The sequence below is a fragment of the Sphingopyxis sp. genome (genome assembly GCF_035565275.1).
In the GTDB taxonomy this organism is placed as follows: Bacteria; Pseudomonadota; Alphaproteobacteria; order Sphingomonadales; family Sphingomonadaceae; genus Sphingopyxis.
The window spans coordinates 1-22,093 of record NZ_DATMST010000302.1 but is presented as its reverse complement, the minus strand read 5'-3'; the positions used below and the strand labels follow the sequence as shown (position 1 = coordinate 22,093).

Annotated in this window: 23 protein-coding genes; 4 read left to right on the top strand and 19 right to left on the bottom strand. The window is 64.5% G+C overall.

What is annotated here, in order from left to right; genetic code table 11:
- The 5 genes from VN047_RS20020 to glmM all read right to left on the bottom strand — a co-directional run.
- Positions 1 to 709 (bottom strand): SDR family NAD(P)-dependent oxidoreductase (locus VN047_RS20020; RefSeq protein WP_325545816.1); only part of this gene is annotated, 709 nt, incomplete at its 3' end.
- A 28-nt stretch (positions 710 to 737) separates the two neighbouring features.
- A complete protein-coding gene (locus VN047_RS20015) occupies positions 738 to 1,292 on the bottom strand; it encodes a ribonuclease HII (RefSeq protein ID WP_325545814.1) in 555 nt (184 codons plus the stop codon).
- A complete protein-coding gene (thiD, locus tag VN047_RS20010) occupies positions 1,289 to 2,443 on the bottom strand; it encodes a bifunctional hydroxymethylpyrimidine kinase/phosphomethylpyrimidine kinase (protein WP_325545812.1) in 1,155 nt (384 codons plus the stop codon). Before thiD ends, VN047_RS20015 begins: the two co-directional genes overlap by 4 nt.
- On the bottom strand, positions 2,440 to 2,664 hold the full coding sequence (locus VN047_RS20005) for a DUF1272 domain-containing protein (protein ID WP_093511349.1): 225 nt from the start codon (positions 2,662 to 2,664) through the stop codon (positions 2,440 to 2,442). Before VN047_RS20005 ends, thiD begins: the two co-directional genes overlap by 4 nt.
- 35 nt (positions 2,665 to 2,699) lie before the next feature.
- Positions 2,700 to 4,037 (bottom strand): phosphoglucosamine mutase, encoded by a 1,338-nt coding sequence (gene glmM / locus VN047_RS20000; protein WP_325545810.1) that lies wholly within the window; start codon positions 4,035 to 4,037, stop codon positions 2,700 to 2,702.
- 174 nt (positions 4,038 to 4,211) lie between these two features.
- Between glmM and VN047_RS19995 the strand changes: the two genes are divergently transcribed.
- Positions 4,212 to 5,459 (top strand): dicarboxylate/amino acid:cation symporter, encoded by a 1,248-nt coding sequence (locus tag VN047_RS19995; protein WP_325545808.1) that lies wholly within the window; start codon positions 4,212 to 4,214, stop codon positions 5,457 to 5,459.
- Positions 5,456 to 6,451, top strand: coding sequence for an aldo/keto reductase (locus VN047_RS19990; protein ID WP_325545806.1), 996 nt, complete (start codon positions 5,456 to 5,458; stop codon positions 6,449 to 6,451). The genes VN047_RS19995 and VN047_RS19990 overlap by 4 nt, the downstream gene beginning before the upstream one ends.
- A gap of 160 nt (positions 6,452 to 6,611) precedes the next feature.
- Here the strand turns inward: VN047_RS19990 and VN047_RS19985 are convergent, their stop codons facing one another.
- The 12 genes from VN047_RS19985 to VN047_RS19930 all read right to left on the bottom strand — a co-directional run bounded on the left by VN047_RS19985 (position 6,612) and on the right by VN047_RS19930 (position 17,737).
- Positions 6,612 to 6,983 carry a tRNA-binding protein gene (locus VN047_RS19985; RefSeq protein WP_325545804.1) on the bottom strand — a complete coding sequence of 124 codons (372 nt, stop codon included), beginning with the start codon at positions 6,981 to 6,983 and terminating at the stop codon, positions 6,612 to 6,614.
- 4 nt (positions 6,984 to 6,987) lie between these two features.
- Entirely contained in the window at positions 6,988 to 8,994 is a 2,007-nt protein-coding gene (locus tag VN047_RS19980; protein WP_325545802.1) for an acetyl/propionyl/methylcrotonyl-CoA carboxylase subunit alpha, read from the bottom strand.
- A gap of 5 nt (positions 8,995 to 8,999) precedes the next feature.
- Positions 9,000 to 9,392 (bottom strand): lysozyme inhibitor LprI family protein, encoded by a 393-nt coding sequence (locus VN047_RS19975; protein ID WP_325545800.1) that lies wholly within the window; start codon positions 9,390 to 9,392, stop codon positions 9,000 to 9,002.
- Complete coding sequence (locus VN047_RS19970; protein ID WP_325545798.1) at positions 9,389 to 9,640, bottom strand: hypothetical protein; 252 nt, start codon at positions 9,638 to 9,640, stop codon at positions 9,389 to 9,391. The genes VN047_RS19975 and VN047_RS19970 overlap by 4 nt, the downstream gene beginning before the upstream one ends.
- Complete coding sequence (locus VN047_RS19965; RefSeq protein ID WP_325545796.1) at positions 9,637 to 9,867, bottom strand: hypothetical protein; 231 nt, start codon at positions 9,865 to 9,867, stop codon at positions 9,637 to 9,639. The genes VN047_RS19970 and VN047_RS19965 overlap by 4 nt, the downstream gene beginning before the upstream one ends.
- Positions 9,864 to 10,889, bottom strand: a complete 1,026-nt coding sequence (gene bioB / locus VN047_RS19960; RefSeq protein ID WP_325545794.1) for a biotin synthase BioB — start codon at positions 10,887 to 10,889, stop codon at positions 9,864 to 9,866. The genes VN047_RS19965 and bioB overlap by 4 nt, the downstream gene beginning before the upstream one ends.
- 75 nt (positions 10,890 to 10,964) lie before the next feature.
- On the bottom strand, positions 10,965 to 12,245 hold the full coding sequence (locus VN047_RS19955) for an O-acetylhomoserine aminocarboxypropyltransferase (protein ID WP_325545792.1): 1,281 nt from the start codon (positions 12,243 to 12,245) through the stop codon (positions 10,965 to 10,967).
- Positions 12,242 to 14,389 (bottom strand): methylmalonyl-CoA mutase, encoded by a 2,148-nt coding sequence (gene scpA, locus VN047_RS19950; protein WP_325545790.1) that lies wholly within the window; start codon positions 14,387 to 14,389, stop codon positions 12,242 to 12,244. Before scpA ends, VN047_RS19955 begins: the two co-directional genes overlap by 4 nt.
- 79 nt (positions 14,390 to 14,468) lie before the next feature.
- On the bottom strand, positions 14,469 to 14,909 hold the full coding sequence (gene mce, locus VN047_RS19945) for a methylmalonyl-CoA epimerase (RefSeq protein WP_325545788.1): 441 nt from the start codon (positions 14,907 to 14,909) through the stop codon (positions 14,469 to 14,471).
- Positions 14,906 to 15,364: an OsmC family protein gene (locus VN047_RS19940; RefSeq protein WP_325545786.1), complete on the bottom strand. Its 459-nt coding sequence runs from the start codon at positions 15,362 to 15,364 to the stop codon at positions 14,906 to 14,908. Before VN047_RS19940 ends, mce begins: the two co-directional genes overlap by 4 nt.
- Positions 15,365 to 15,384: 20 nt before the next feature.
- Positions 15,385 to 16,113 carry a hypothetical protein gene (locus VN047_RS19935; RefSeq protein ID WP_325545784.1) on the bottom strand — a complete coding sequence of 243 codons (729 nt, stop codon included), beginning with the start codon at positions 16,111 to 16,113 and terminating at the stop codon, positions 15,385 to 15,387.
- Positions 16,114 to 16,204: 91 nt separating this feature from the next.
- Positions 16,205 to 17,737 (bottom strand): acyl-CoA carboxylase subunit beta, encoded by a 1,533-nt coding sequence (locus tag VN047_RS19930; RefSeq protein ID WP_325545782.1) that lies wholly within the window; start codon positions 17,735 to 17,737, stop codon positions 16,205 to 16,207.
- A gap of 109 nt (positions 17,738 to 17,846) precedes the next feature.
- Between VN047_RS19930 and VN047_RS19925 the strand changes: the two genes are divergently transcribed.
- Positions 17,847 to 19,256, top strand: coding sequence for a helix-turn-helix domain-containing protein (locus VN047_RS19925; RefSeq protein WP_325545780.1), 1,410 nt, complete (start codon positions 17,847 to 17,849; stop codon positions 19,254 to 19,256).
- On the opposite strand, the gene VN047_RS19920 is transcribed toward VN047_RS19925, so the two are convergent.
- On the bottom strand, positions 19,253 to 20,149 hold the full coding sequence (locus VN047_RS19920; protein WP_325545778.1) for a LysR family transcriptional regulator: 897 nt from the start codon (positions 20,147 to 20,149) through the stop codon (positions 19,253 to 19,255). The genes VN047_RS19925 and VN047_RS19920 overlap by 4 nt on opposite strands.
- Positions 20,150 to 20,262: 113 nt before the next feature.
- Between VN047_RS19920 and VN047_RS19915 the strand changes: the two genes are divergently transcribed.
- Positions 20,263 to 21,048 carry an SDR family oxidoreductase gene (locus VN047_RS19915; RefSeq protein WP_325545776.1) on the top strand — a complete coding sequence of 262 codons (786 nt, stop codon included), beginning with the start codon at positions 20,263 to 20,265 and terminating at the stop codon, positions 21,046 to 21,048.
- A gap of 33 nt (positions 21,049 to 21,081) precedes the next feature.
- Here VN047_RS19915 and VN047_RS19910 read toward each other — a convergent pair.
- Positions 21,082 to 22,093, bottom strand: a 1,012-nt coding sequence (locus VN047_RS19910; RefSeq protein ID WP_325545774.1) for an NAD-dependent epimerase/dehydratase family protein, incomplete at its 5' end; no start/stop codon positions are given.

The window sequence follows — 22,093 nt, the reverse complement described above, 5'->3', positions numbered from 1 at the left end:
ACGCCCCCTGCGCCGCGCTGTTGAAGAAGGGCGCGGCGAGCGGGGTCATCGTGCGGAGCGGCATCGGCAGGTGGCGGGTCAGTTCGGTCAGCGCGACCCCGGGATGGCACCCGATCGCCTGCGTCGCGCGTCCCGCGGCACCGAGCCGGCGGTCGAGTTCGAACATATGGAGCAGATTGGCGAGCTTGCTCATCTGGTAACGCTGCCAGTTGTGATAGCTGCGCGACGCCGACAGGTCGCTGTAGTCCATCGCTCCGCTCTTGTGCGCGATGCTGCCGGTGATGACGATGCGGTCGTCGACATGCGGATGGACCAGCCCCGTGAAGGCGAAGGTCCCGAGGTGATTGACCCCGAATTGCAGTTCGAAACCCTGTTTCGTCAGCGTTTTCGGCGGAATCATCACCCCGGCGTTATTGACGAGCACATCGATCCGTGGACCCGCCAGCACCGATTTCGCGGCATCCCCGATCTGGTCGAGGTCGGCCAGATCGAGCGGCTGGAACGACAGGTCGGCCTTCGGGACATCGACCCGGATGCGGTTCATCGCTGCCTCGGCCCTGCTCTGGTCGCGGCATGCGAGGATCACATGGGCGCCGCGTGCCGCGAGGATTTTTGCGGTTTCGAACCCGATCCCGGCGTTGGCTCCGGTGACCAGGAAGCGACGCCCTGTCTGGGTACCGACATCGTCGGCTGAAAACCCTCTGCTCATCGCCTGCTCCCCTTTTTAGGCTCGGCGGTCAGACCAGATGCATTTGTGCGACCGGGGCAAAGCTGGTCCGATGGTGCGGCGTGGGACCATGCTGACGCAGCGCCGCAAGATGCTGCGCAGTACCATAGCCCATGTTGGTTTCCCAGCCAAAGCCGGGGAAATCGCGCGCCATCGCGACCATGAAGCGGTCGCGATGCTCCTTGGCGATGATGCTCGCCGCCGAAATACAGGGGTGCAGTGCATCGCCGCCGATAATCGCGCGCGCGGAATAGCGCCATTTTGGCAGGCGGTTGCCATCGACGAGTATCTCGTGCGGATCGAAACCCAGAGCCTCGACCGCGCGCGTCATCGCAAGGAAAGTCGCCTGCAATATGTTGATGCGATCGATTTCCTCGACACTCGCCTCGCCGACGCCCCAGCGACAACGCGCCTTGATCTCGATCTCCAGCTCGCCGCGCCGCTTGGCCGTCAGCTTTTTGGAATCGTCGAGCCCGACGATCCCGCCCTCGCAAAGCAGCACCGCCGCCGCGACCACCGGTCCCGCCAGCGGCCCGCGACCCGCCTCATCCACGCCGACGATCATATGCGCCACGGCGGATAGCGGCGATATTCGGCCGCCTGATATAGACACAGCCGATTGCCCGCAGGATCGGTCAGCCGCGCCTCGCGCCAGCCCCATTCCTCGTCCTTCGGCATCTGCTCGAACCGCACGCCGCGCCGCGCGAGATAGGCGACCCATGCATCGAGCGCGCCGCTCTCCAGATAGGTGGTCGCCCCGCCCGCCGCGCCGTCGCCGGCGTGGATCGACAGCGTCACGCCGTTTGCAGCCTCGAACCGCGCGTAACCCCCAATTCCTCCGGCGCCGGGACTGTCGACGATCTGCTTCAGACCCATTTGCTTGTAGAAGGCGACCGAGGTCGCATAATCGCTCGCCGGCAAGGTGATCTGGTTGAGCGCCGGCCCGGTGAACAGCCCGTCGTTGCGCACATATTGCTGCCCCATCGGGCCATGCCCCTGCCCCAGCCCCGGCGCATCGTGCAGCGACAGCCGCACGAAATCGCGCGCGCGCGCGATCGCGGGTTCGAGCGGCATGCCCTGCGCCAATCCGGTCGCAATGGCACTTGCCAGCGTACAGCCGGTGCCATGGCTATGCGGCGTGTCGATACGCGGCGCTTCCCAGCGCGCGACCTCGCCCTCGCCGGTTTCGAGCAGCCGGTCGGTCACCGTCTCGCCTTCGGCGTGGCCGCCCTTGATCAGCAGCGAACAGCCGTGCGCGAGCACCGCCTCCTCGCCGCCGAGCGCGTCCAGTTCAGGCAGGTTCGGCGTCGCGACCATCGCGCGATCGAGAAGTGCCTTGAACGCCGCAATCGTCGCGTCATCGGCCAGCACCGATCCGCTGGTGGCGATCATCACCGGATCGAACACCAGCGCGGCCTGTGCCAGATCGGGCTGCGACAATCGCTCGGCCACTGCCGCTGCGGTCTCGGCGCTGCCGATCATGCCGATCTTGATCGCATCGACGCCGATGTCCGACGCAACGCTGTCGATCTGTGCGAGCACCATCGCGGTCGGGACCGGATGGACGCCCTGCACCCCCAGCGTATTCTGCGCGGTGATCGCGGTGATCGCGGTCATCGCATGGCCGCCGAGCATCGTGACCGCCTTGATGTCGGCCTGGATGCCTGCGCCGCCGCCGCTATCGGATCCGGCGATAATCAGGACGCGTGCGGTCACCCCTTATGCTTTCGCTCCGTCGAAGCAGGATATTTCGCCAGTATCGCACCTTCGCGAAGCGGCCGGTCAAGCAAATCGCCGCCGCAATTGGGGCAGAGTTCGTCGAGCTTGTCGGCACAGTTCGCGCAGAAGGTGCACTCCATCGAACAAATGAAGGCGCCATGAAGGTCGGCGGGCAGGTTGCGTCCGCATTTTTCGCAATCGGGTCGCATTTCAAGCATGATAAATCTCTTTCAGTTTTTCGAAAATCAGATGGTTACGCCGCCGCGGCACGCACCGCGTCGCAGATCATGTCGACGACCTGTTCGACCTGTCCGGCATCGTCGCCCTCGGCCATCACGCGGATCAGCGGCTCGGTGCCCGACGGACGGATCACGAGGCGCCCGCGCCCGTTCAGCGTCGCCTCGCCTTCGGCGATCGCGGCCTTGACGTCGGCATTGTCGAGCGGTTTGCCTCCCGCAAAGCGGACATTCTTCAAAAGCTGCGGCACCGGATCGAACTGGTGCAGCAGGTCGCTCGCAGGCTTTTCGGCCGCGACGAGTTCCGCAAGCACCTGCAGCGCCGCGAGCGTGCCGTCGCCGGTCGTCGCATGGTCCGACAGGATCATGTGTCCCGACTGTTCGCCGCCGACGTTGAACCCGCCTTCCTTCATGCGCTCGAGCACATAGCGGTCGCCGACCTTGGTGCGTTCGAGCCGCAGCCCCTCGCCTTCGAGGAAGCGCTCGAGCCCGAGGTTCGACATCACCGTCGCGACGACGCCGCCGCCCTTCAGCCGACCCTGCCGCGCCCAGCTGGCGCCGATCAGCCCCATGATCTGGTCGCCGTCGATCACCCTGCCCTTTTCGTCGACGACAATCAGCCGGTCGGCATCGCCGTCGAGTGCGATGCCGATGTCGGCGCCGCTCGCGACCACCGTTTCCTGCAGCAGCGCGGGCGCGGTCGATCCGCATTTGTCGTTGATATTGATGCCGTTCGGCGTGACCCCGATCGCGATCACGTCGGCGCCCAGTTCCCAGAACACCGTCGGCGCGCTGTTGTACGCTGCACCGTTCGCGCAATCGAGCACGATGCGCAGACCGTCGAGCCGCACCGATTCGGGCAGGCTCTGCTTCACTGCGTGGATGTAACGGCCGCGCGCGTCGTCGATCCGCTTCGCACGGCCGATATGCGCGGCGTCGGCCAGCTTCGGCTCAACGGTCAGCAGATGCTCGATCTGCGCCTCGTCCTCGTCGGACAGCTTGTATCCGTCTGGGCCGAACAGCTTGATACCGTTGTCGTGATAGGGATTATGGCTCGCCGACAGCATGACGCCCAGATCGGCGCGCATCGACCGCGTCAGCATCGCGATCGCCGGGGTCGGCATCGGCCCCACCTGCACCACGTCCATGCCGACGCTGGTGAAGCCCGCGACGAGCGCGTTTTCCAGCATATAGCCCGAAAGCCGCGTGTCCTTGCCGATCACGACGCGGTGCTTGTGGTCGCCGCGCAGGAAGTGCGCGCCCGCCGCCATGCCGACGCGCATCGCGACCTCGGCCGTCATCGGGACCTGGTTGGTCAGTCCGCGAATCCCGTCCGTCCCGAAAAACTTGCGCATGGCACCTCTGCTACTTAATCGGGCCGGACAAGGACCTGCCCCGATGTCCACGGGATGGCCCCCGCGGAGCACTTCCCGGCCCAAAAACCGGTTCCCACCTTTTCCGGAAGGTGCTCTAAGTCACCCAATTTTGCTTGGCAAGCAGGCCAGAAAAAACGCCGGGGAGAATCCGCCTTGAAATCCGCCTGGTTCATCCTTTCGGCGCTCGTCGCCGGCATGCTGCTCGGTATCGGCGTCGAGCTGGTCTCGGTCGAGTGGGGCACGGCATCGCTGCCCTATATCGAATGGATTGGCCTGCTTTGGCTCAATGCACTCAAGATGACGATCATCCCGCTGATTGTCGCCCTGCTCATAACGGGCATCACCGCCACCGCCGACGCCGCGCGGGCGGGCAAGCTGGCGGGCCGGGCGGTTGCGATCTTCATCGGCGCAAACCTGCTCGCCGGGCTGATGACCTTGCTGGTGTTGCCGCTTTTGCTGCGCGCCTTCCCGATGTCCGCCGCGGCCGCGACAGGGTTGCGCCATGGGCTCGGGGGTTCGACCGAAGCCGTACCGTCACCCACTTTCACCGATTTTGTCCTTGGGCTCATCCCGACCAACCCGATTGCTGCAGCCGCCGAGACATCGATCCTGCCACTGATCGTCTTCACGACCATCTTCGCTTTCGCGATCAGCCGCATCGGCAATGCGGAACGTGCAACGCTGTCGGGCTTTTTCAAGGCGCTGGGCGATGCGATGCTCGTCGTGATCGGCTGGGTGCTCGCGCTCGCGCCGATCGGCGTCTTCGCGCTGGGCTATGCGCTCGCGATCAAGGCGGGCGTCGCGGCGTTCGGCGGTCTCGTCCACTATGTGCTGATGCTCTCGGCGATCGGCGTCTGCACCATGATCCTCGGCCTCGCTCTTGCGGTGTTCGTCGTCGGGGTACCGCTGCCCCGCTTCGTCCGCGCGATGGTGCCGACCTTCGCGGTCGCGATCAGCACGCAAAGCTCGCTCGCCAGCCTGCCCGCAATGCTCAAATCGTCGGCCGACCTCGGCGTCGATCCGAAAAAGGCCGACATCGTCCTGCCGCTCGCGGTCGCATTGTTCCGTTTCACCAGCCCCGCGATGAACCTCGCGGTCGTCGTCTATGTCGCCTGGCTGTTCGGGGTCGAGCTCACCCCCTGGGAGATGGCGATCGGCCTCGCGGTCGCGCTGGCCGCTGCACTGAGCTCGGTAAGCCTGCCCGGCTCGATCAGCTTCGTGACCTCGATCGCGCCGATCGCGATCTCGATGGGCGTTCCCGTCGCACCTTTGGGGCTGCTCGTCGCGGTCGAGACCTTCCCCGACATCTTCCGGACGCTCGGCAATGTTATCGGTGACGTCGCGGCGACCAAATATGCCGCCGACGGCGTCGAAAACGAACCAGCAGGAGAAACCCCGTGAAATATCGCAAGCTCGGCCACGGCCTCGAAGTCTCCGCGATCGGCATCGGCTGCATGCCGATGATCAGGGGCGGCAACATCCTTTATGGCGAGGCCGCCGATCTCGATGAATCGACGCGCACGATCCACCGCGCGATCGACCTTGGCGTCACCTTCTTCGACACCGCGCAAATCTATGGCCCCTTCTCGAATGAAGAACTGCTCGGCGAGGCGATCCGGGGCAAGCGGGACGGCCTCGTCATCGCGACCAAATTCGGCTTCCGCTTCGAAGGCAAGCAGATCACCGGCGTCGACGGCTCGCCCGCCAACGCCCGCGCCGCATGCGAAGGCTCGCTCCGGCGGCTCGGCATCGACACGATCGATCTCTTCTACCAGCACCGCGTCGATCCGTCGGTGCCGATCGAGGAAACCGTCGGCGGAATGATGGAACTGGTGAAGGAGGGCAAGGTCCGCCACATCGCGCTGTCCGAAGCCGGCGCCGAGACGATCCGCCGCGCCGCGAAAGCCGCGCCGATCACCGCCTTGCAGAGCGAATATTCGATCTGGGAACGCGACATCGAGGACGACATTCTCGGCGCCTGCCGCGACAACGGCATCGGCTTCGTACCCTATTCGCCGCTCGGCCGCGGCTTTCTCGCAGGTGCGGTGCGCAGCCGCGACGAGCTGCCCGAGGGCGACTGGCGCCGGAACGACCCGCGCTATTCGGACGAGAATCTCCCCGCCAACCTCGCGATCGTCGACGCGATCGGCGCGGTCGCCGACAAGCATGCTGTGTCGAAGGCGCAAGTCGCACTCGCCTGGCTGCTCGCGCAGGGCGACGACATCGTCCCCATCCCCGGCACCAAGCGCCGCGCGACGATGGAAGACAGCGTGGCAGCCGCCGAGGTCGCCCTCACTGCCGACGACCTCGCCGCGATCGACGCCGCCGCACCGAAAGGCGGAACGAGCGGCCCGCGCTATGGCGAAGCGGGCATGCGGATGGTCCGGTTGTAGGCTTCTTCGGACGTCCGCTAACGACCGATTGCGGACTTATCTCTCATCGTCATCCCGGACTTGATCCGGGATCCATACGATGGTGCGGCCATGGATCCCGGATCAAGTCCGGGATGACGAATGGCGGCTTTCCACCCCGTAGCGGATGCGCAGCGCTCCGCTAGAATAGCCGCGAGCCGTTCGGCACGGCACGGTCAGGCGCAAACAGGATCACCGCGCCCTCCTCGTCCGCAAAGCCGAGCGTCAACACCTCCGACATGAACTTGCCGATCTGGCGCGGCGGGAAGTTGACGACCGCGGCGACCTGTCGCCCCGGCAACTCTTCGAGCGCATAGCGGTCGACGATCTGCGCGCTGCTCTTCTTCACGCCGATCGCGGGGCCAAAATCGATCTTCAGCCTGAACGCGGGTTTGCGTGCCTCGGGAAAGGTTTCGGCCTCGACGATCGTCCCGATGCGAATATCGACGCGGAGGAAATCGTCGAAACCGATTGCCTCCGCCGCCGGTGCCGTCTGGTCGTGATTGACGTGCATGGCGTCATTCCATCTCGAGGATGACCGCGTCGACCGCCAGGCTGTCGCCCTGCGCCGCATTGACGGTCTTCACCGTGCCCGACTTCTCGGCGCGGAGGATATTCTCCATCTTCATCGCCTCGACCGTCGCGAGCGGCTGGCCCGCCTCGACCTTGTCGCCTTCGCCGACGTGCAGCGTCACGAGCAGACCCGGCATCGGGCAGATGAGGAATTTCGACAGATCGGGCGGGATCTTCTCGATCATGTGCGACGCAAGCGGCGCGACATGCCAGGGCAGAACGCGCACGTCGTGGATATGCCCGCGCGTCGTCATTTTCCAGCCGGTGCGCGTCTTCGCAACCTTCACCGCAAGTTCGGTCTCGTCGATCCCGGCGATGACCAGCCGGTCGCCCGGTGTATATTCCAGCGCGATGTCGATCCGGTCGCCTTCGACCTTGATATGCTTTTCGCCGATCTTGACCTTGTGCGGGGCGCCGTCGATCGACACTTGCCATTTCGCCGGCGGTTCGAGCCGGTCGCCAAGCTGGCCGTCGGTGCGGCGCGCGCGATCGGCTTCGGCGCTCGCCATGAAGCCCGCGATCGCCGCGAGCGCGCGCAAAATCTTCGGATCGGTCGGCGCGCCGTGGAAGCCCTCGGGATATTCCTCGGCGATGAAACCCGTCGTCAGTTCGCCCGAACGGAAGCGCGGATGCTGCATGATCGCCGAGACGAAATCGATGTTGTGTCCGAGCCCTTCGAGTTCGAAGCGGTCGAGCGCCGCGATCTGCAAATCGGCGGCTTCGTCGCGCGTTTCGCCCCACGTCACCAGCTTGGCGATCATCGGGTCGTAGAAGATCGACACCTCGCCGCCCTCCTCGACCCCCGCATCGACGCGCACGCCGTCGACGCCGCGCTCGTCGCCTTCCCACGCCGGAACGGGGGTGCGGTAGCGGACGAGCCGCCCCGTCGAAGGCAGGAAGCCGCGGTAGGGGTCTTCGGCATAGACGCGATTCTCGATCGCCCAGCCGTCGATCTTGATATCGTCCTGAGCCATCTCGAGCTTCTCGCCCGCCGCGACGCGGATCATCTGCTCGACCAGATCGATGCCGGTGATCGCCTCGGTCACCGGATGCTCGACCTGCAGCCGCGTGTTCATTTCGAGAAAGTAGAAGCTCTCGCCCGTCGGGTCGGCGCCCGACACGATCAGCTCGACGGTGCCCGCGCTATAATAGCCGACGGCCTTCGACAGCGCGACGCACTGTTCGCCCATTGCCTTGCGCATCTTTTCGGTGACGAACGGCGACGGCGCTTCCTCGACCACCTTCTGGTGACGGCGCTGGATGCTGCATTCGCGCTCGTTGAGGTACAGCACATTGCCGTGCTGGTCGCCGAGGATCTGGATTTCGATGTGGCGCGGATTGAGGATGAATTTCTCGATGAAGACGCGGTCGTCGCCGAAGCTGTTGAGCCCTTCGCGTTTCGTCGCCTCGAAGCCTTCGCGGACGTCCTTTTCGTCATAGGCAAGGCGCATGCCCTTGCCGCCGCCGCCGGCCGACGCCTTCATCATGACCGGATAGCCGATCTCGTTCGAGATCTCGACCGCATGTTCGGTGTCGCGGATTTCGCCGACGAAACCGGGGACGACGTTGACCCCCGCTTCCTTCGCGAGCTTCTTTGACTCGATCTTGTCGCCCATCGCGGCAATCGCGTTCACCGGCGGGCCGATGAAGGCGATATTTTCCTTCGCGAGCGCCTCGGCGAAGCTCGTGCGCTCGGACAGGAAGCCATAGCCCGGATGCACCGCCTCGGCTCCGGTCGCCTTGCACGCGGCAATGATCCTGTCGGCGATCAGATAGGATTCGGATGCGGGCGACGGCCCGATATGCACGGCTTCATCCGCCATCTGTACGAAGGGCGCGCGCGCGTCGGCGTCCGAATAGACAGCGACGGTCGCAATGCCCATGCGCCGCGCGGTCTTGATGACGCGGCAGGCGATTTCGCCGCGGTTGGCGATCAGGATTTTCTTGAACATGACCCTCAATATTCCTCGATCAGATCTTTGAGCTGTTTGGTGCGGGCTTCGGTGAGCTGGGTCTGGCAACCGCTGATCATCATCGGCTCGGCCGAACCGCCGCGCATCGTGTAGCCTTCGCCGGCGCAATGCTTGTCGCGATAGGTCAGCCAGGCGCGCTGCGCGGCGAGGAGCGTGTCGAAATAGCCCGGACGATTGTCCTGCGTGCGGTCGAAATCCTTGTCGATTTCCTTCATCCGCGCCGACGTGATCTTCCACTGCGCGTTCATCGCGGCATCGGCGCGCTCGAATTCCTTGTACGCGCAGGCGTTGAGTTCGAACTGCGCCATCGCATTGTCGCAATCGATCGCGGGTTCGGCGGAGGCCGCGGACAGCAGCAGCAGCGAGGCAATAATCATTCGATGATCTCCTTGGGGGCCGGCTCGCCGGCTTCGGTTCGATAAAGGCGCTTGATCCGGTGTGCCCACACCAGCATCAGCGCGAGCGCTGCGACCCAGAGCATATTTTCCATCCAGAGCGGCCCGCCCTCGCCCGCCGACGTGCCCAGCCGCACGCCCTGCATCCGGTTTGCCGTCACGCCGAACGCGCAGGAGGCGGGAAGCAGCAGGATCGACGTCAGGACGGCGCGAAGCGGTTTACGGGTCATCCGAACATGTCCCGGCGCGCCGCCAGACCCATGGCGCGTGCCAGCCGGTGGCAGAAGGTCAGGCACAGCACCGCATAGATCATCGGCGGACCCGCACCGAACAGCCATCGCTGCCACATCGGCGCCGCGCCCGGACCGTCGAGGGCGTAGCTCCAGATGCCTTGCACCACCATCCAGTAGAGGGTGGACAGCAGGGCAAATCCGATGGCGACCTTGCGGATGTTCACTCCGCCGCTTCCATCCGCATCGGCTCTTCGGCGACCATCGGCCGCAGCCCCAGCTTCGCGAACAGCGCGGCATCGGCGCTGTCGCCGCGGTTGCCCGTGGTCAGCAGCTTGTCGCCGGTGAAGATGCTGTTCGCGCCCGCCATGAAGCAGAGCGCCTGTGTCGCCTCGGACATGCTTTCGCGGCCCGCCGACAGGCGGACCATGCTCATCGGCATGGTGATGCGCGCGACCGCGACGGTGCGGACGAATTCGATCTCGTCGATCTGCGCCAGCGGTGTGTCGGCCAGCATGTCGCCGAGCACGGTGCCCTTGATCGGGATCAGCGCGTTGACGGGCACGCTTTCGGGATGGCGCGGCAAGGTCGCGAGCGCGTGGATGAAGCCGACGCGGTCGGACCGCGTCTCGCCCATTCCGACGATGCCGCCCGAGCAGACGTTGATGCCCGCGCTGCGCACTTCCTCCAGCGTATCGAGCCGGTCCTGAAAGGTGCGCGTCGATATGACATTCCCGTAATGCTCGGGGCTCGTGTCGATGTTGTGGTTGTAATAGTCGAGCCCCGCGACCGCGAGCGTCTGCGCCTGTTCCTTGCTGAGCATGCCGAGCGTCATGCAGGTCTCCATGCCCATCTGGCGGACGCCCTCGATCATCTCGACGATCGCGGGCATGTCGCGTTCCTTGGGGTTGCGCCACGCGGCGCCCATGCAGAACCGCTGCGAGCCCGCGTCCTTCGCCTCGGCGGCGGCTTGCAGCACGGCGCGCACATCCATCAGCTTGGTGGCCTTCAGCCCGGTTTCGGCATGAGCGCTTTGCGAGCAATATCCGCAATCCTCGGCGCAGCCGCCGGTCTTGATGCTGAGCAGCGTGCAAAGCTGCACTTCGCCGCGCGCGTGGTGGCGGCGATGGATGCCCTGCGCTTCCCACATCAGTTCGTCGAACGGCAGATCGAACAGTTCGGCGATTTCATCGCGGGTCCAGTCGTTGCGCGTCAGTTCGCCCTGGTCTGCGGTCTGGGAGAGGTTCATATGGATCGACCCTTTGATGTTATTTGCAAAAAGCGCTCTGGCGCCGTCGTATGGAAGAATTCGAAAGGCGCGAAGTCATCCCGCCGCCTCCAGCGCCTGCGCGAGGTCGGCGATGATGTCGTCGATATGCTCGATCCCCACCGACACGCGCACGACATCGGGGCCGGCGCCCGACAACAGCAGCTCCTCTTCGGAAAGCTGGCTGTGCGTCGTCGAGGCGGGGTGGATGATCAGCGAACGCGTATCGCCAAGATTGGCCAGGTGGCTGAACAATTTGACCGACGAGACGAGCTTGATCCCGGCGTCGTAGCCACCCTTGAGCCCGAAGGTGAAAACCGATCCCGCGCGGCCGCCAAGATATTTGTGCGCCAGTTCGTGGTACGGATTGTCGGGCAGCCCGGCATAGGAAACCCAGCTGACCCGGGGATGCGCCTGCAGCCATCCGGCAAGCTCGATCGCGTTGCTGCAATGCCGCTCCATGCGGAGCGCGAGCGTTTCCATGCCGGTCAGCGCAAGGAAGGCGTTCATCGGCGCGAGCGCGGGGCCGAGATCGCGCAGCCCGAGCGTGCGCGCGGCGAGGATGAAGGCGAGATTGCCGAACGCCTCGGTGAATTTGAGGCCGTGGTAGGACGCATTGGGCTCGCTCAGCGTCGGATATTTGCCGCCCTTCGCCCAGTCGAAGCTGCCCGCATCGACGATCACCCCGCCGATGGCATTGCCATGACCGTTGAGGAACTTGGTCGTCGAATGGACGACGATGTCGGCGCCATATTCGATCGGGCGGCAGAGGATCGGCGTCGCCATCGTATTGTCGACGATCAGCGGCACCCCGGCGTCATGCGCGACCTTGGCGATCGCTTCGATGTCCTGCACCACGCCGCCCGGATTGGCGAGGCTTTCGATGAACACCGCGCGGGTGTTCTCGTTGATCGCGTCGGCGATATTGCCGGCATCGTCGGCATCGACGAACTGTGTGGTCCACGCCATCTTGCGAAAGCTCTGCCCGAGCTGGTTGAGCGACCCGCCATAGAGCTTGCGCGCCGCGACGATCTCGCATCCCGGCTCCATCAGCGTGTGAAAGGCGAGGAACTGGGCGGCGTGCCCCGACGCCACCGCGAGTGCCGCCTGCCCGCCTTCGAGCGCCGCGATCTTGCCTTCGAGCGCGCCGTTGGTGGGGTTCATGATCCGGGTATAGATGTTCCCGAATTCCTGCAGGTTGAACAGGCGCGCGGCATGATCGACATCGTCGAATACATAGGACGCGGTCTGATAGATCGGCGTGATCCGCGCCCTGGTCGTCGGATCGGGTTCGGTTCCGGCGTGGACCGACAGGGTTTCGGGCTTCATCTCGCTCATGCGGCATCCTCCAGCGGCGGCATATTATGGCCGAGCAGGCGCAGCACGTCGGCGGCGCATTCGACCACGTTGGAGCCCGGGCCATAGATGCCCTGCACCCCCGCGTCGCGCAGATATTGATAATCCTGCGGCGGGATCACCCCGCCCGCGATCACCTTGATGTCGCCGCGCCCGGCTTCCCTGAGCTTGCCGATCAGTTCGGGGATCAGCGTCTTGTGCCCCGCGGCAAGGCTCGACGCGCCGACGACGTCGACGCCGCTGTCGAGTGCCAGCACAACGGTCTCGTCGGGGGTCTGGAACAGCGGCCCCGACACGACGTCGAAACCCATGTCGCCGAATGCCGAGGCGATGACGTTGGCGCCGCGGTCATGCCCGTCCTGCCCCATCTTGGCGACGAGCAGTTTCGGTTTCCGGCCCATGCGGCGCTCGACCGCCTTCACCCCGTCGAGCACCTGCTGCCAGCGGCTGTCGCCCTCATAGGGGGCGGCATAAACGCCCTTCACCGGCGTCGGCTGGGTGCCGTAGCGGTCGAAGCTTTCTTCCATCGCCGACGAGATTTCGCCGAGCGTCGCGCGCGCGCGGGCGGCATCGACCGCGAGCGCGAGCAGGTTGTTTTCGATCGACTGTTCGCCCGCCGCGCCGTCGCGCAGCGCTTGCAGCGCCGCCTCGCACGCCGCCTCGTCGCGGCTCGCCTTGACGCGGTTGATGCGCGCCACCTGCGCCTCGCGCACCTTGCTATTGTCGACCTCGAGCGTTTCGAGCAAATCTTCGTCTTTCAGGCGATATTTGTTCACCCCGACGATCACATCGTCGCCGCGATCGACGCGCGCCTGCCGCGCCGCGGCGGCGGTTTCGATCATCGCCTTGGGCCAGCCGGCTGCGACGGCCTTGGCCATCCCGCCTTCCTTCTCCACCCGCTCGATGATCTCCCACGCCTTGTTGACCAGTTCCTGCGTCAGCGCCTCGACATAATAGGAACCGCCGAGGGGATCGACCACCTTGGTCATCCCGGTCTCTTCCTGAATGACGATCTGCGTGTTGCGCGCAATGCGGGCCGAGAAATCGGTCGGCAGCGCGATCGCTTCGTCGAGTGCATTGGTGTGGAGCGACTGGGTGCCGCCCAGCATCGCCGCCATCGCCTCGATCGTCGTGCGCATGACGTTGTTGTAGGGGTCCTGCTCGGTCAGCGAGACGCCCGAGGTCTGGCAGTGGGTGCGCAGCATCTTCGACCGCTCGTCCTTCGCACCGAGATTGGTCATGACGCGGTGCCACAGCACGCGCGCGGCGCGGAGTTTCGCGATCTCCATGAAGAAATTCATGCCGATCGCGAAGAAGAAGCTGAGGCGACCCGCAAACTTGTCGATGTCGAGGCCGGAAGCGACACCATAGCGCACATATTCGGCGCCGTCGGCAATCGTGAAGGCGAGCTCCTGCACCTGCGTCGCGCCGGCTTCCTGCATATGATAGCCGCTGATCGAGATGCTGTTGAACTTCGGCATCTCGCGGCTGGTGTAGCCGAAGATGTCCGAGATGATCCGCATGCTCGGTTCGGGCGGGTAGATATAGGTGTTGCGGACCATGAACTCCTTGAGGATGTCGTTCTGGATGGTCCCGTCGAGCAGCTTGCGCTCGACCCCCTGCTCCTCGCCCGCAACGATGAAGAAGGCGAGTATGGGGATCACCGCACCGTTCATCGTCATCGACACCGACATCTGGTCGAGCGGGATGCCGTCGAAGAGGATCTTCATATCCTCGACGCTGTCGATCGCGACCCCCGCCTTGCCGACGTCGCCGACGACGCGCGGATGGTCGCTGTCATAACCGCGGTGCGTCGCAAGGTCGAAGGCGACCGACAGACCCTTCTGCCCCGCGGCGAGGTTGCGGCGATAGAAGGCGTTCGATTCCTCGGCGGTCGAGAAGCCTGCATATTGCCGGATCGTCCACGGGCGGCCGGCATACATCGACGCACGCACGCCGCGCGTGAAGGGTGCGAAACCGGGCAGACCGGGATCGGTCTGGACGTCCTCGGCCGTATAGAGCGGCTTGACGTCGATCCCCTCGGGCGTCGCCCAGATGAGGTCCTTGCCCTTCACTTCCTTGTCGGCGGCGGCGGCCCATTGGTCGATGGTCGGCTTGTCGGTCATATGCAGTCTCGTTTCGTGCTCCCCGGCGAAAGCCGGGGTCCGGAAGTCGTGGCCCCCGGCTTTGGCCGGGGTACGCAATTCAATGATCGCCCTTCGGCGTCTCCATAATCTCGGTCAGCACCCCGCCCATGTCCTTGGGGTGGAGGAAGAAAATCAGCGTCCCGTGCGCCCCGATCCGCGGTTCGCCGAGCACCCGTTTGCCCATCCCCTCGAACTCCGCCTTGGCGGCGTGGATATCCGGCACTTCATAGCACATGTGGTGCTGCCCCCCCGCGGGGTTCTTTTGCAGGAATCCGGCGATCGACGCATTGCCCGGCAATGGCTCGACCAGTTCGATCTGCGTCCCGTTCGGCATGCCATCCGCACCCGGCGTATCGACAAAACACACCTTCACCCCCTGTTCGGGAAGATCGAACGGCTCGTGGATATGCGTCGCGCCCATGACGTCGCGGTAAAAAACGATGCTGTCGGCGATGGACGGCGTCGCGACGCCGATATGATTGAGACGGCCGAGTTTCACTGGATCACCTCGATCGGAAATTTGACGCTGTTGGCGATAAAGCATTGATCGTGCGCATCATGGTGCAGCTGCGCGAGCGTCGCGGCGTCGGGCGCAGCGCCTTGCCATATAATATCGGGTGAAAGGTCGACGCGCGTGATCTGGATGCGCCCGTCCTCGCCCTTCGCCATCGTGCCGACCGCCGCGTCGCGATAGGACTGCACCGCATATCCCGACTTTGCGGCCAGATAGAGAAAGGTCAGCATGTGGCAGCTGGACGCAGATGCAACCAGTGCCTCTTCGGGATCGACCGCCGCCTCTACCGACCATGGCAGCGGCACGACATGCTTCGACGACGAAGCCGGAACACTCACATTCTCGTCGAACGTCCAGCGATGCCCGCGGCCGTATTTGCCTCCCGGAACATCGTCGGTGGACGACGCTTCCCATTCGATCAATGCGTTATATTTCGCCATTTTCTATCCTTGGACCCGCCTTAACATCCCGGAATCCGGTCCTTGCCGACCAGTTCATATCTGCCGTTCTTCAGGACATAATCCTGCCGGATCGCGCGCGTGCCGGTGTAGGAGACGGTGAAGCTCTTGTCAGGAACTGCGGAAATGATCTTTCCTTCATATTCCTGTTCTTTCTGGCCGACGCCTGCCCCCGAGCTCATGCCGTCGGTGAAGCTGCCCCTGTCAACGGGACCGTCGGGCGCCAGTTCGGTAACCACCGCCGAACCGACCGCGCAGCCTTGCCATACGCCTCCACCCGAAGTGACGAGATAAGGATTCTTTCCGAGCGCGTGGGTAAAACCCCACGCCGTCGCGCCGTTGCCGAACGTTCCGGCCGCGCCATTTCCGAACCATTCGCCCTTTAGCTGCCAGCCGCCCTCGGTATCGCGCAGATAATGGATCGCGTTGACGCCGGAGCTGACGTGCCCTGCCTCATCCTGATGACCCGTACTCAGCAAGGCCCAGATGTCGTTGCCGATTGCATGGATGGCGACGGGCTTGAAATAATAGACCTCGCCATCGACCGCCTGGACCGCTTCCCCGGCCTCGGTTGGCGTCGCCCCAAGCCGGAAAGCGGCGTTAAAGGCTTCGTCCAGATCCGGATGCACCGCATCGCCGAGCTGAACGGGTAAAGCCATGTCCGCGGCCGCCGGCCCGCTCGGGACGGTCGACATCATCGCGGCGGAAAGGAGCAGGAGAGAATCAAGCATTTTCAAACCTCATCATTGACTTCGAAGACGGCAGGGCCGCAGGTCATTACTGACATTTGCATCGCCAAAATGTTGTGCCTGCCGTCACAGCCTAGAGCGGAATATTGTCGTGCTTTTTCCACGGGTTTTCGAGCTGCTTGTTGCGCAGCTTGCGCAGTCCCAGCGCGATCCGCTTGCGGGTACTGTGCGGGTGGATGACCTCGTCGATATAGCCGCGTGACGCCGCCACGAAGGGATTTGCGAAGCGGTCCTCATACTCCCTCGTGCGCTGCGCGATCTTTTCGGGGTCGCCGATGTCGCTGCGGAAGATGATCTCGACCGCGCCCTTCGCGCCCATCACAGCGATCTCCGCGGTCGGCCAGGCATAGTTCAGATCGCCGCGCAGATGCTTCGACGCCATCACGTCATACGCGCCGCCATAGGCCTTGCGTGTGATCACCGTGATCTTGGGGACCGTCGCCTCGGCATAGGCGAAGAGCAATTTCGCGCCATGTTTGATGATGCCGTTATATTCCTGCGCGGTGCCGGGCAGGAAGCCGGGGACGTCGACGAAGGTGATGATCGGGATTTCGAACGCGTCGCAGAAGCGGACGAAGCGCGCCGCCTTTTTCGACGAATTGATGTCGAGCACGCCCGCGAGCACGAGCGGCTGGTTCGCGACGATGCCGATCGTCCGCCCCTCGATACGTCCGAAGCCGCAGATGATGTTTGCGGCATGCGCCGGCTGCACCTCGAAGAAATCGCCCTCGTCGACGGTCTTCCGGATCAGCTCGTGCATGTCGTACGGCTGGTTCGCGTTCGGCGGGATCAGGGTGTCGAGGCTCGGCTCGGCACGGTCGTAGGGATCGCTCGTCGGGCGGACCGGGACACCGCTGCGGTTGTTCTCGGGCAGGTAGTCGAAGAAATCGCGCGCCGCGAGCAGGGTTTCGATGTCGTTTTCGAACGCCAGGTCGGCGACCGAGCTTTTGGTCGTATGCGTGATCGCCCCGCCCAGCTCTTCCTGCGTCACGACCTCGTTCGTCACCGTCTTCACGACATCGGGGCCGGTGACGAACATGTAGGATGAATCCTTCACCATGAAGATGAAGTCGGTCATTGCGGGGCTGTACACCGCACCGCCCGCGCACGGCCCCATGATCAGGCTGATCTGCGGGACGACCCCTGATGCGAGCACATTGCGCTGGAACACGTCGGCGTAGCCGCCAAGCGACGCCACCCCTTCCTGGATGCGCGCGCCTCCCGAGTCATTGAGGCCGATCACCGGCGCGCCGACGAGCATCGCCTTTTCCATCACCTTGCAGATTTTTTCGGCATGGCGCTTCGACAGCGAACCGCCGAACACCGTAAAATCCTGGCTGAAAACATAAACGAGACGGCCGTTGATCGTTCCCGATCCGGTGACGACCCCGTCGCCCGGGATCTTCTGGTCCTGCATGCCGAAGTCGACGCAGTCATGTTCGACATAGGTGTCGAGTTCTTCGAACGAATCCTGGTCGAGCAGGACGTCGAGCCGTTCGCGCGCGGTGAGCTTGCCCTTGGCATGCTGCGCATCGATGCGCTTCTGCCCGCCTCCGAGAGCGGCGGCGGCGCGGCGGCGTTCCATTTCGGCGATATTGGCGGACATACAGCTCTCCGGATAGGTCGAATGCGCCGTCTGCCCTCGCGCGGGCGGCGATGCAAATGCGAATTTGCAAAGTTGCAAAGTCGAACTTTGCAAAGTATCCTGGCGCCCGATGCTTCCGACCCGCCTCTACGCTGGGCGACAACTTCGCCAACTTCGGGAATCGCGCGTCATCCGCCAGTCGGACTTCGCCGCGCAGCTCGGCATTTCGGCCTCCTATCTCAGCCAGATCGAACATGACGACCGCCCCCTCACGCCGGCGCTGCTCGATCGCCTGCAAAAGCTGTTCCCGCTCGAATGGGAAGAGGTGGCGGCCGATGCCGGTGACCGCCGCGCCGCCGCGCTTCGCGAAGCGGCAGCCGATCCGCTCTTCACCGCTTCTCCCCTGCCCCCGGAGCAGCTCGAACGCGCGGCGCTCCAGCAGCCACAACTCGCCGACCAGTTCGTGGCGCTTCACGCCGCCTATCGCCGCGCGGGTCAGCGGTTGCAGATCATCGACGAGGCACTGACCGGCGGCACTGCCGAAGGCAGCCGCCTGCCGTGGGAAGAGGTGCGCGACTGGTTCCACGACGCGGGCAATTATGTCGACAGCATCGACCGCGCGGCCGAGACGCTGGCAGGACAGTTGCGCGGCAAGAATCCTTCGCCCGCGATCGAGACGATCGAACGGCGGCTGCGCGATGCGCTCGGCATTTCGATCGTCTATCAACAGACCCGGACGCTGCGCGATTTCGACGCCACGATGCGCCATCTGGTGATCGACCCGTCGCAGCCAGCCGAGAGCCGGCGCTTCCAGCTCGCGCATCAATTGGCGGCACTCGCGCTCGCGAACGAGATTGCGGCAGTGGTAGAGGCTTCGCCGCTGCGCACGGCTGCCGCCCGCCAGCTTCTTCACGTCGGCCTCGCCAACTATGCTGCGGGCGCTGTGCTCATGCCCTACGCCCCCTTTCGCGCCAGCGCACGGGCGGTGCGGCACGATATCGACCGGCTGCGTCTTGCATATGGCGTCAGCTTCGAACAGGCTTGCCATCGTCTCTCGACTCTCCAGCGCCCCGGCGCGCGCGGCATCCCGATGTTCTTCTGCCGCGTCGACATGGCGGGCAATATCACCAAGCGGCACTCGGCGACGCGGCTGCAGTTCGCGCGTTTCGGTGGCGCCTGTCCGCTGTGGATCGTCCACGAAGCGGCGGCGATCCCCGACCGCATCCTGTTCCAGCTCGCTGAAACTCCGGACGGCCTGCGCTATGTGTCGATGGCGAAGGGGCTGGTAAAACCATCGGGCAGCTATGAACGCAGCCCGCGCCGATACGCCGTCGCGCTCGGGTGCGAGGCGCAATATGCCGCAGACTTCGTCTATGCCGACGGGGTCGATGTCGCAGCACCGCAAGCCGCGACGCGGATCGGACTGTCGTGCCGCATCTGCCCGCGCGACGATTGCGACCAGCGCGCCTTCCCGCCAAGCGACCGTCCGATCCTCGTCGATCCCGACCGGCGCGACGTCGTGCCGTACCGCATCGGCTAGGTTTCGATCACCAGCGCCTCATCAAGAAAGTCGAGAAAGGCCCGGATACGCGCCGCGGCGCGATCTTCGGGCGCGTAGAGTGCGTGAATATCCTCGCCGTCACCGGGGTTATGATCAGGCAGCACCTCGATCAGCCGACCCGCCGCGAGGTCCTGTGCCACGTGAAAGCGCCCATGCCGCGCTATGCCGCCGCCCGCGACCGCCATCTGGCGCACGACCTCACCCGAATTGCCAAAGAAGCTGCCGTGCACGGGGCGCTGTGCGATCTTTCCGCCGATGCGAAAGGGCCAGCTGTCGACCGAACGGCGGAAGCTGAACCGCAGGCAGTCGTGCGCGTCGAGATCGTCGGGCGTTTGCGGCGTGCCGCGGCGCGCGAGATAATCCGGGCTGGCGACGAGTACCATGCGGCTGTGGCCAAGCTTTTTCGCGCGGAGCCGCGTGTCGCGTAGCGGACCAATGCGGATCGCGATATCGGCGCGCTCCTCGACGAGATCAACGATCGCATCTGATAACGTCAGATCGACCGTGATATCAGGATAGCGCGCGGTGAAGCGCGGCAGGATCGGCAATAGGCCCATCGTACCGATCGACGGCGAGGCGTTGATACGGAGAAGCCCGCGCGGCCCCTGCTGTTCCTGCCCCAGCCCCGCTTCGACGGAATGGATATCGGCGAGCAGCACGCTCATCCGGTCGCGATAAGCGATCCCCTGGGCTGTCAGCGCCAGCGAACGCGTCGTCCGGCGCATCAGCGTAACGCCGAGACGTTGCTCGAGCCGCGCGATGCTACGGCTGACGGCCGAAGGTGTCAGCCGCAATGCCTTTGCCGCGGATGCGAGGCTGCCGCCGTTGGCCACCGCCAGAAAGGTTTCCATATCGCCGAACCGATTGTCCATCACCATTCCTGATTTTGAATCACCACTGAAATGATGAAGCGCATTCTAATCAACAATGATGGACGGCGCTATCTTGGCTGCATCAAATCTCCACCAAGGAAGGACATCACCTCATGGACCTGAAACTCAAAGGCAAGACCGCTCTCGTCACCGGATCGACCGCCGGCATTGGCTTCGCGATCGCCAAACGCCTCGCTGAAGAGGGCGTCAACGTCGTCGTCACCGGACGCAACCGGCAGAAGCTTGACGAGGCGGCCGCCGAACTGGCGCAGTCTGGCACGATTCGCGCCGTCCTCGCCGATCCCGCGACCGCGGAAGGTGCCGACGCCCTCATTACCGCTGTTCCCGCCGTCGATATCCTCGTCAACAACCTCGGCATCTACGAAGCCAAACCCTTCACCGAAATCAGCGATGCCGACTGGCACAATATCTTCGAGGTCAATGTTGTCAGCGGCGCACGGCTCTCGCGTCATTATTTCCCGAAGATGCTCGAAAAGAACTGGGGCCGCGTGATCTTCATCGCGAGCGAGAGCGGCCTGCTGCCGCCCGCCGAGATGATCCATTACGGCATGACCAAGACCGCACAGCTGACCATCGCACGCGGGCTGGCCGAACAGACCAAGGGTACCGGCGTCACCGTCAACAGCGTGCTGCCGGGGCCGACGCGCTCGGAGGGCATCACCGACTTCATCCGATCGGTCGTATCAAACCCCGACGCATCCGAAGCCGAGCGCGAAAAGGCATTTTTCGAGGAGCTTCGTCCGCTGTCGCTGATCCGCCGCCTGATCGAGGCCGACGAGATCGGCGCGATGGTCACATATCTTGCAAGCCCGCTCGCTGCGGTCACCAACGGCGCCGCGATCCGGGCCGAAGGCGGGATTGTCCCGACCATTGCCTGACGGCTTTCTCCCCTCCCGCTGGCGGGAGGGGAACTAGACCTTCACAATTCCCCGCTCGATCAGACTGTGCGCGGTCGCGAGGATCGCGTCCTCGGGCGCGCGCGTTGTCCAACCGAGCGTCTGCATCGCATGACTGCTGTCGCCCCCGCGAACATTGCCAAGCTCGGCGACAAGCTGCTTGAGTTCGGGCCGCACCAGCGCAAACAGCTTGAGCAGCCAGTCGGGCATCTTCTTCTTCGGGACCCTCGTCGCCTTGTCGCCAAGGTTCGCGGTCAGGATATTCGCAACCTCGATCATCTTAAGGAACGGCCCCGAGCAGACATAGCGTTCGTCGCGAATGCCAAGCGTCGTCAACGCACGATAATGCAGGTCAGCGACATCGCGCACGTCGATGATGCCAAAACCGATATCGGGGCACATCGGCACCTTGCCCTCGAGCAATTGTTTCACCAGCTCGATCGAGGTCGAGAGGTCGTCCGACAGCAACGGCCCGAACACCGCGGCAGGGTTCACCGAAGCGAACTCCATGCCGCCGCCCTCCGCCCTCGCCCAGTCGCGCGCCGCACGCTCGGCGACGGTCTTCGAGCGCGGATAGGGCATGACCTCGGGGTTATCGAGATTGGTCCAGTCGGCCTCGTTGTAGAGCTCGCGGCCCTTGCTATGGCCATAAGCGATCGCCGCCATCGACGAGGTCAGGACGAACCGCTTGATCCCCGCCGCCTTGGCGAAGCGTAACGCACGCAATGCCCCCTCGCGCGCCGGGACGACCAACTCGTCGGCGTGCTTCGGCACGTCGAGCGGAAAGGGCGACGCAACATGCGCGACATGGCTGCACCCCGCCATCGCCTCGGCCCAGCCGGCGTCGTTTTCGAGATCGGCGGCGAAGAAGCGGAGCTTGTCGTTGTCGAGGTTCAGCCAGTCGCGAACCTCAGCCTCGCGTTTCAGGCTGCGGACGGTCGTGTGGACGGTCCAGCCATTGTCGATCAGCTGCCGGATCAGGAAGCCCGCGATATAACCGCTGCCCCCGGTGACCAATGCCGTGCCC

Coding starts and splice junctions, on each gene's coding strand:
- VN047_RS19935 (WP_325545784.1), bottom strand. CDS start 16,113: ATGCTTGATTCTCTCCTGCTCCTTTCCGCCGCGATGATGTCGACCGTC.
- VN047_RS19920 (WP_325545778.1), bottom strand. CDS start 20,149: ATGGACAATCGGTTCGGCGATATGGAAACCTTTCTGGCGGTGGCCAAC.
- VN047_RS19915 (WP_325545776.1), top strand. CDS start 20,263: ATGGACCTGAAACTCAAAGGCAAGACCGCTCTCGTCACCGGATCGACC.
- VN047_RS19975 (WP_325545800.1), bottom strand. CDS start 9,392: ATGATTATTGCCTCGCTGCTGCTGCTGTCCGCGGCCTCCGCCGAACCC.
- glmM (WP_325545810.1), bottom strand. CDS start 4,037: ATGCGCAAGTTTTTCGGGACGGACGGGATTCGCGGACTGACCAACCAG.
- VN047_RS19930 (WP_325545782.1), bottom strand. CDS start 17,737: ATGTCCGCCAATATCGCCGAAATGGAACGCCGCCGCGCCGCCGCCGCT.
- VN047_RS19955 (WP_325545792.1), bottom strand. CDS start 12,245: ATGAGCGAGATGAAGCCCGAAACCCTGTCGGTCCACGCCGGAACCGAA.
- VN047_RS20005 (WP_093511349.1), bottom strand. CDS start 2,664: ATGCTTGAAATGCGACCCGATTGCGAAAAATGCGGACGCAACCTGCCC.
- VN047_RS19925 (WP_325545780.1), top strand. CDS start 17,847: ATGCTTCCGACCCGCCTCTACGCTGGGCGACAACTTCGCCAACTTCGG.
- VN047_RS19985 (WP_325545804.1), bottom strand. CDS start 6,983: ATGCACGTCAATCACGACCAGACGGCACCGGCGGCGGAGGCAATCGGT.
- VN047_RS20015 (WP_325545814.1), bottom strand. CDS start 1,292: ATGATCGTCGGCGTGGATGAGGCGGGTCGCGGGCCGCTGGCGGGACCG.
- VN047_RS19940 (WP_325545786.1), bottom strand. CDS start 15,364: ATGGCGAAATATAACGCATTGATCGAATGGGAAGCGTCGTCCACCGAC.
- scpA (WP_325545790.1), bottom strand. CDS start 14,389: ATGACCGACAAGCCGACCATCGACCAATGGGCCGCCGCCGCCGACAAG.
- VN047_RS19970 (WP_325545798.1), bottom strand. CDS start 9,640: ATGACCCGTAAACCGCTTCGCGCCGTCCTGACGTCGATCCTGCTGCTT.
- VN047_RS19980 (WP_325545802.1), bottom strand. CDS start 8,994: ATGTTCAAGAAAATCCTGATCGCCAACCGCGGCGAAATCGCCTGCCGC.
- bioB (WP_325545794.1), bottom strand. CDS start 10,889: ATGAACCTCTCCCAGACCGCAGACCAGGGCGAACTGACGCGCAACGAC.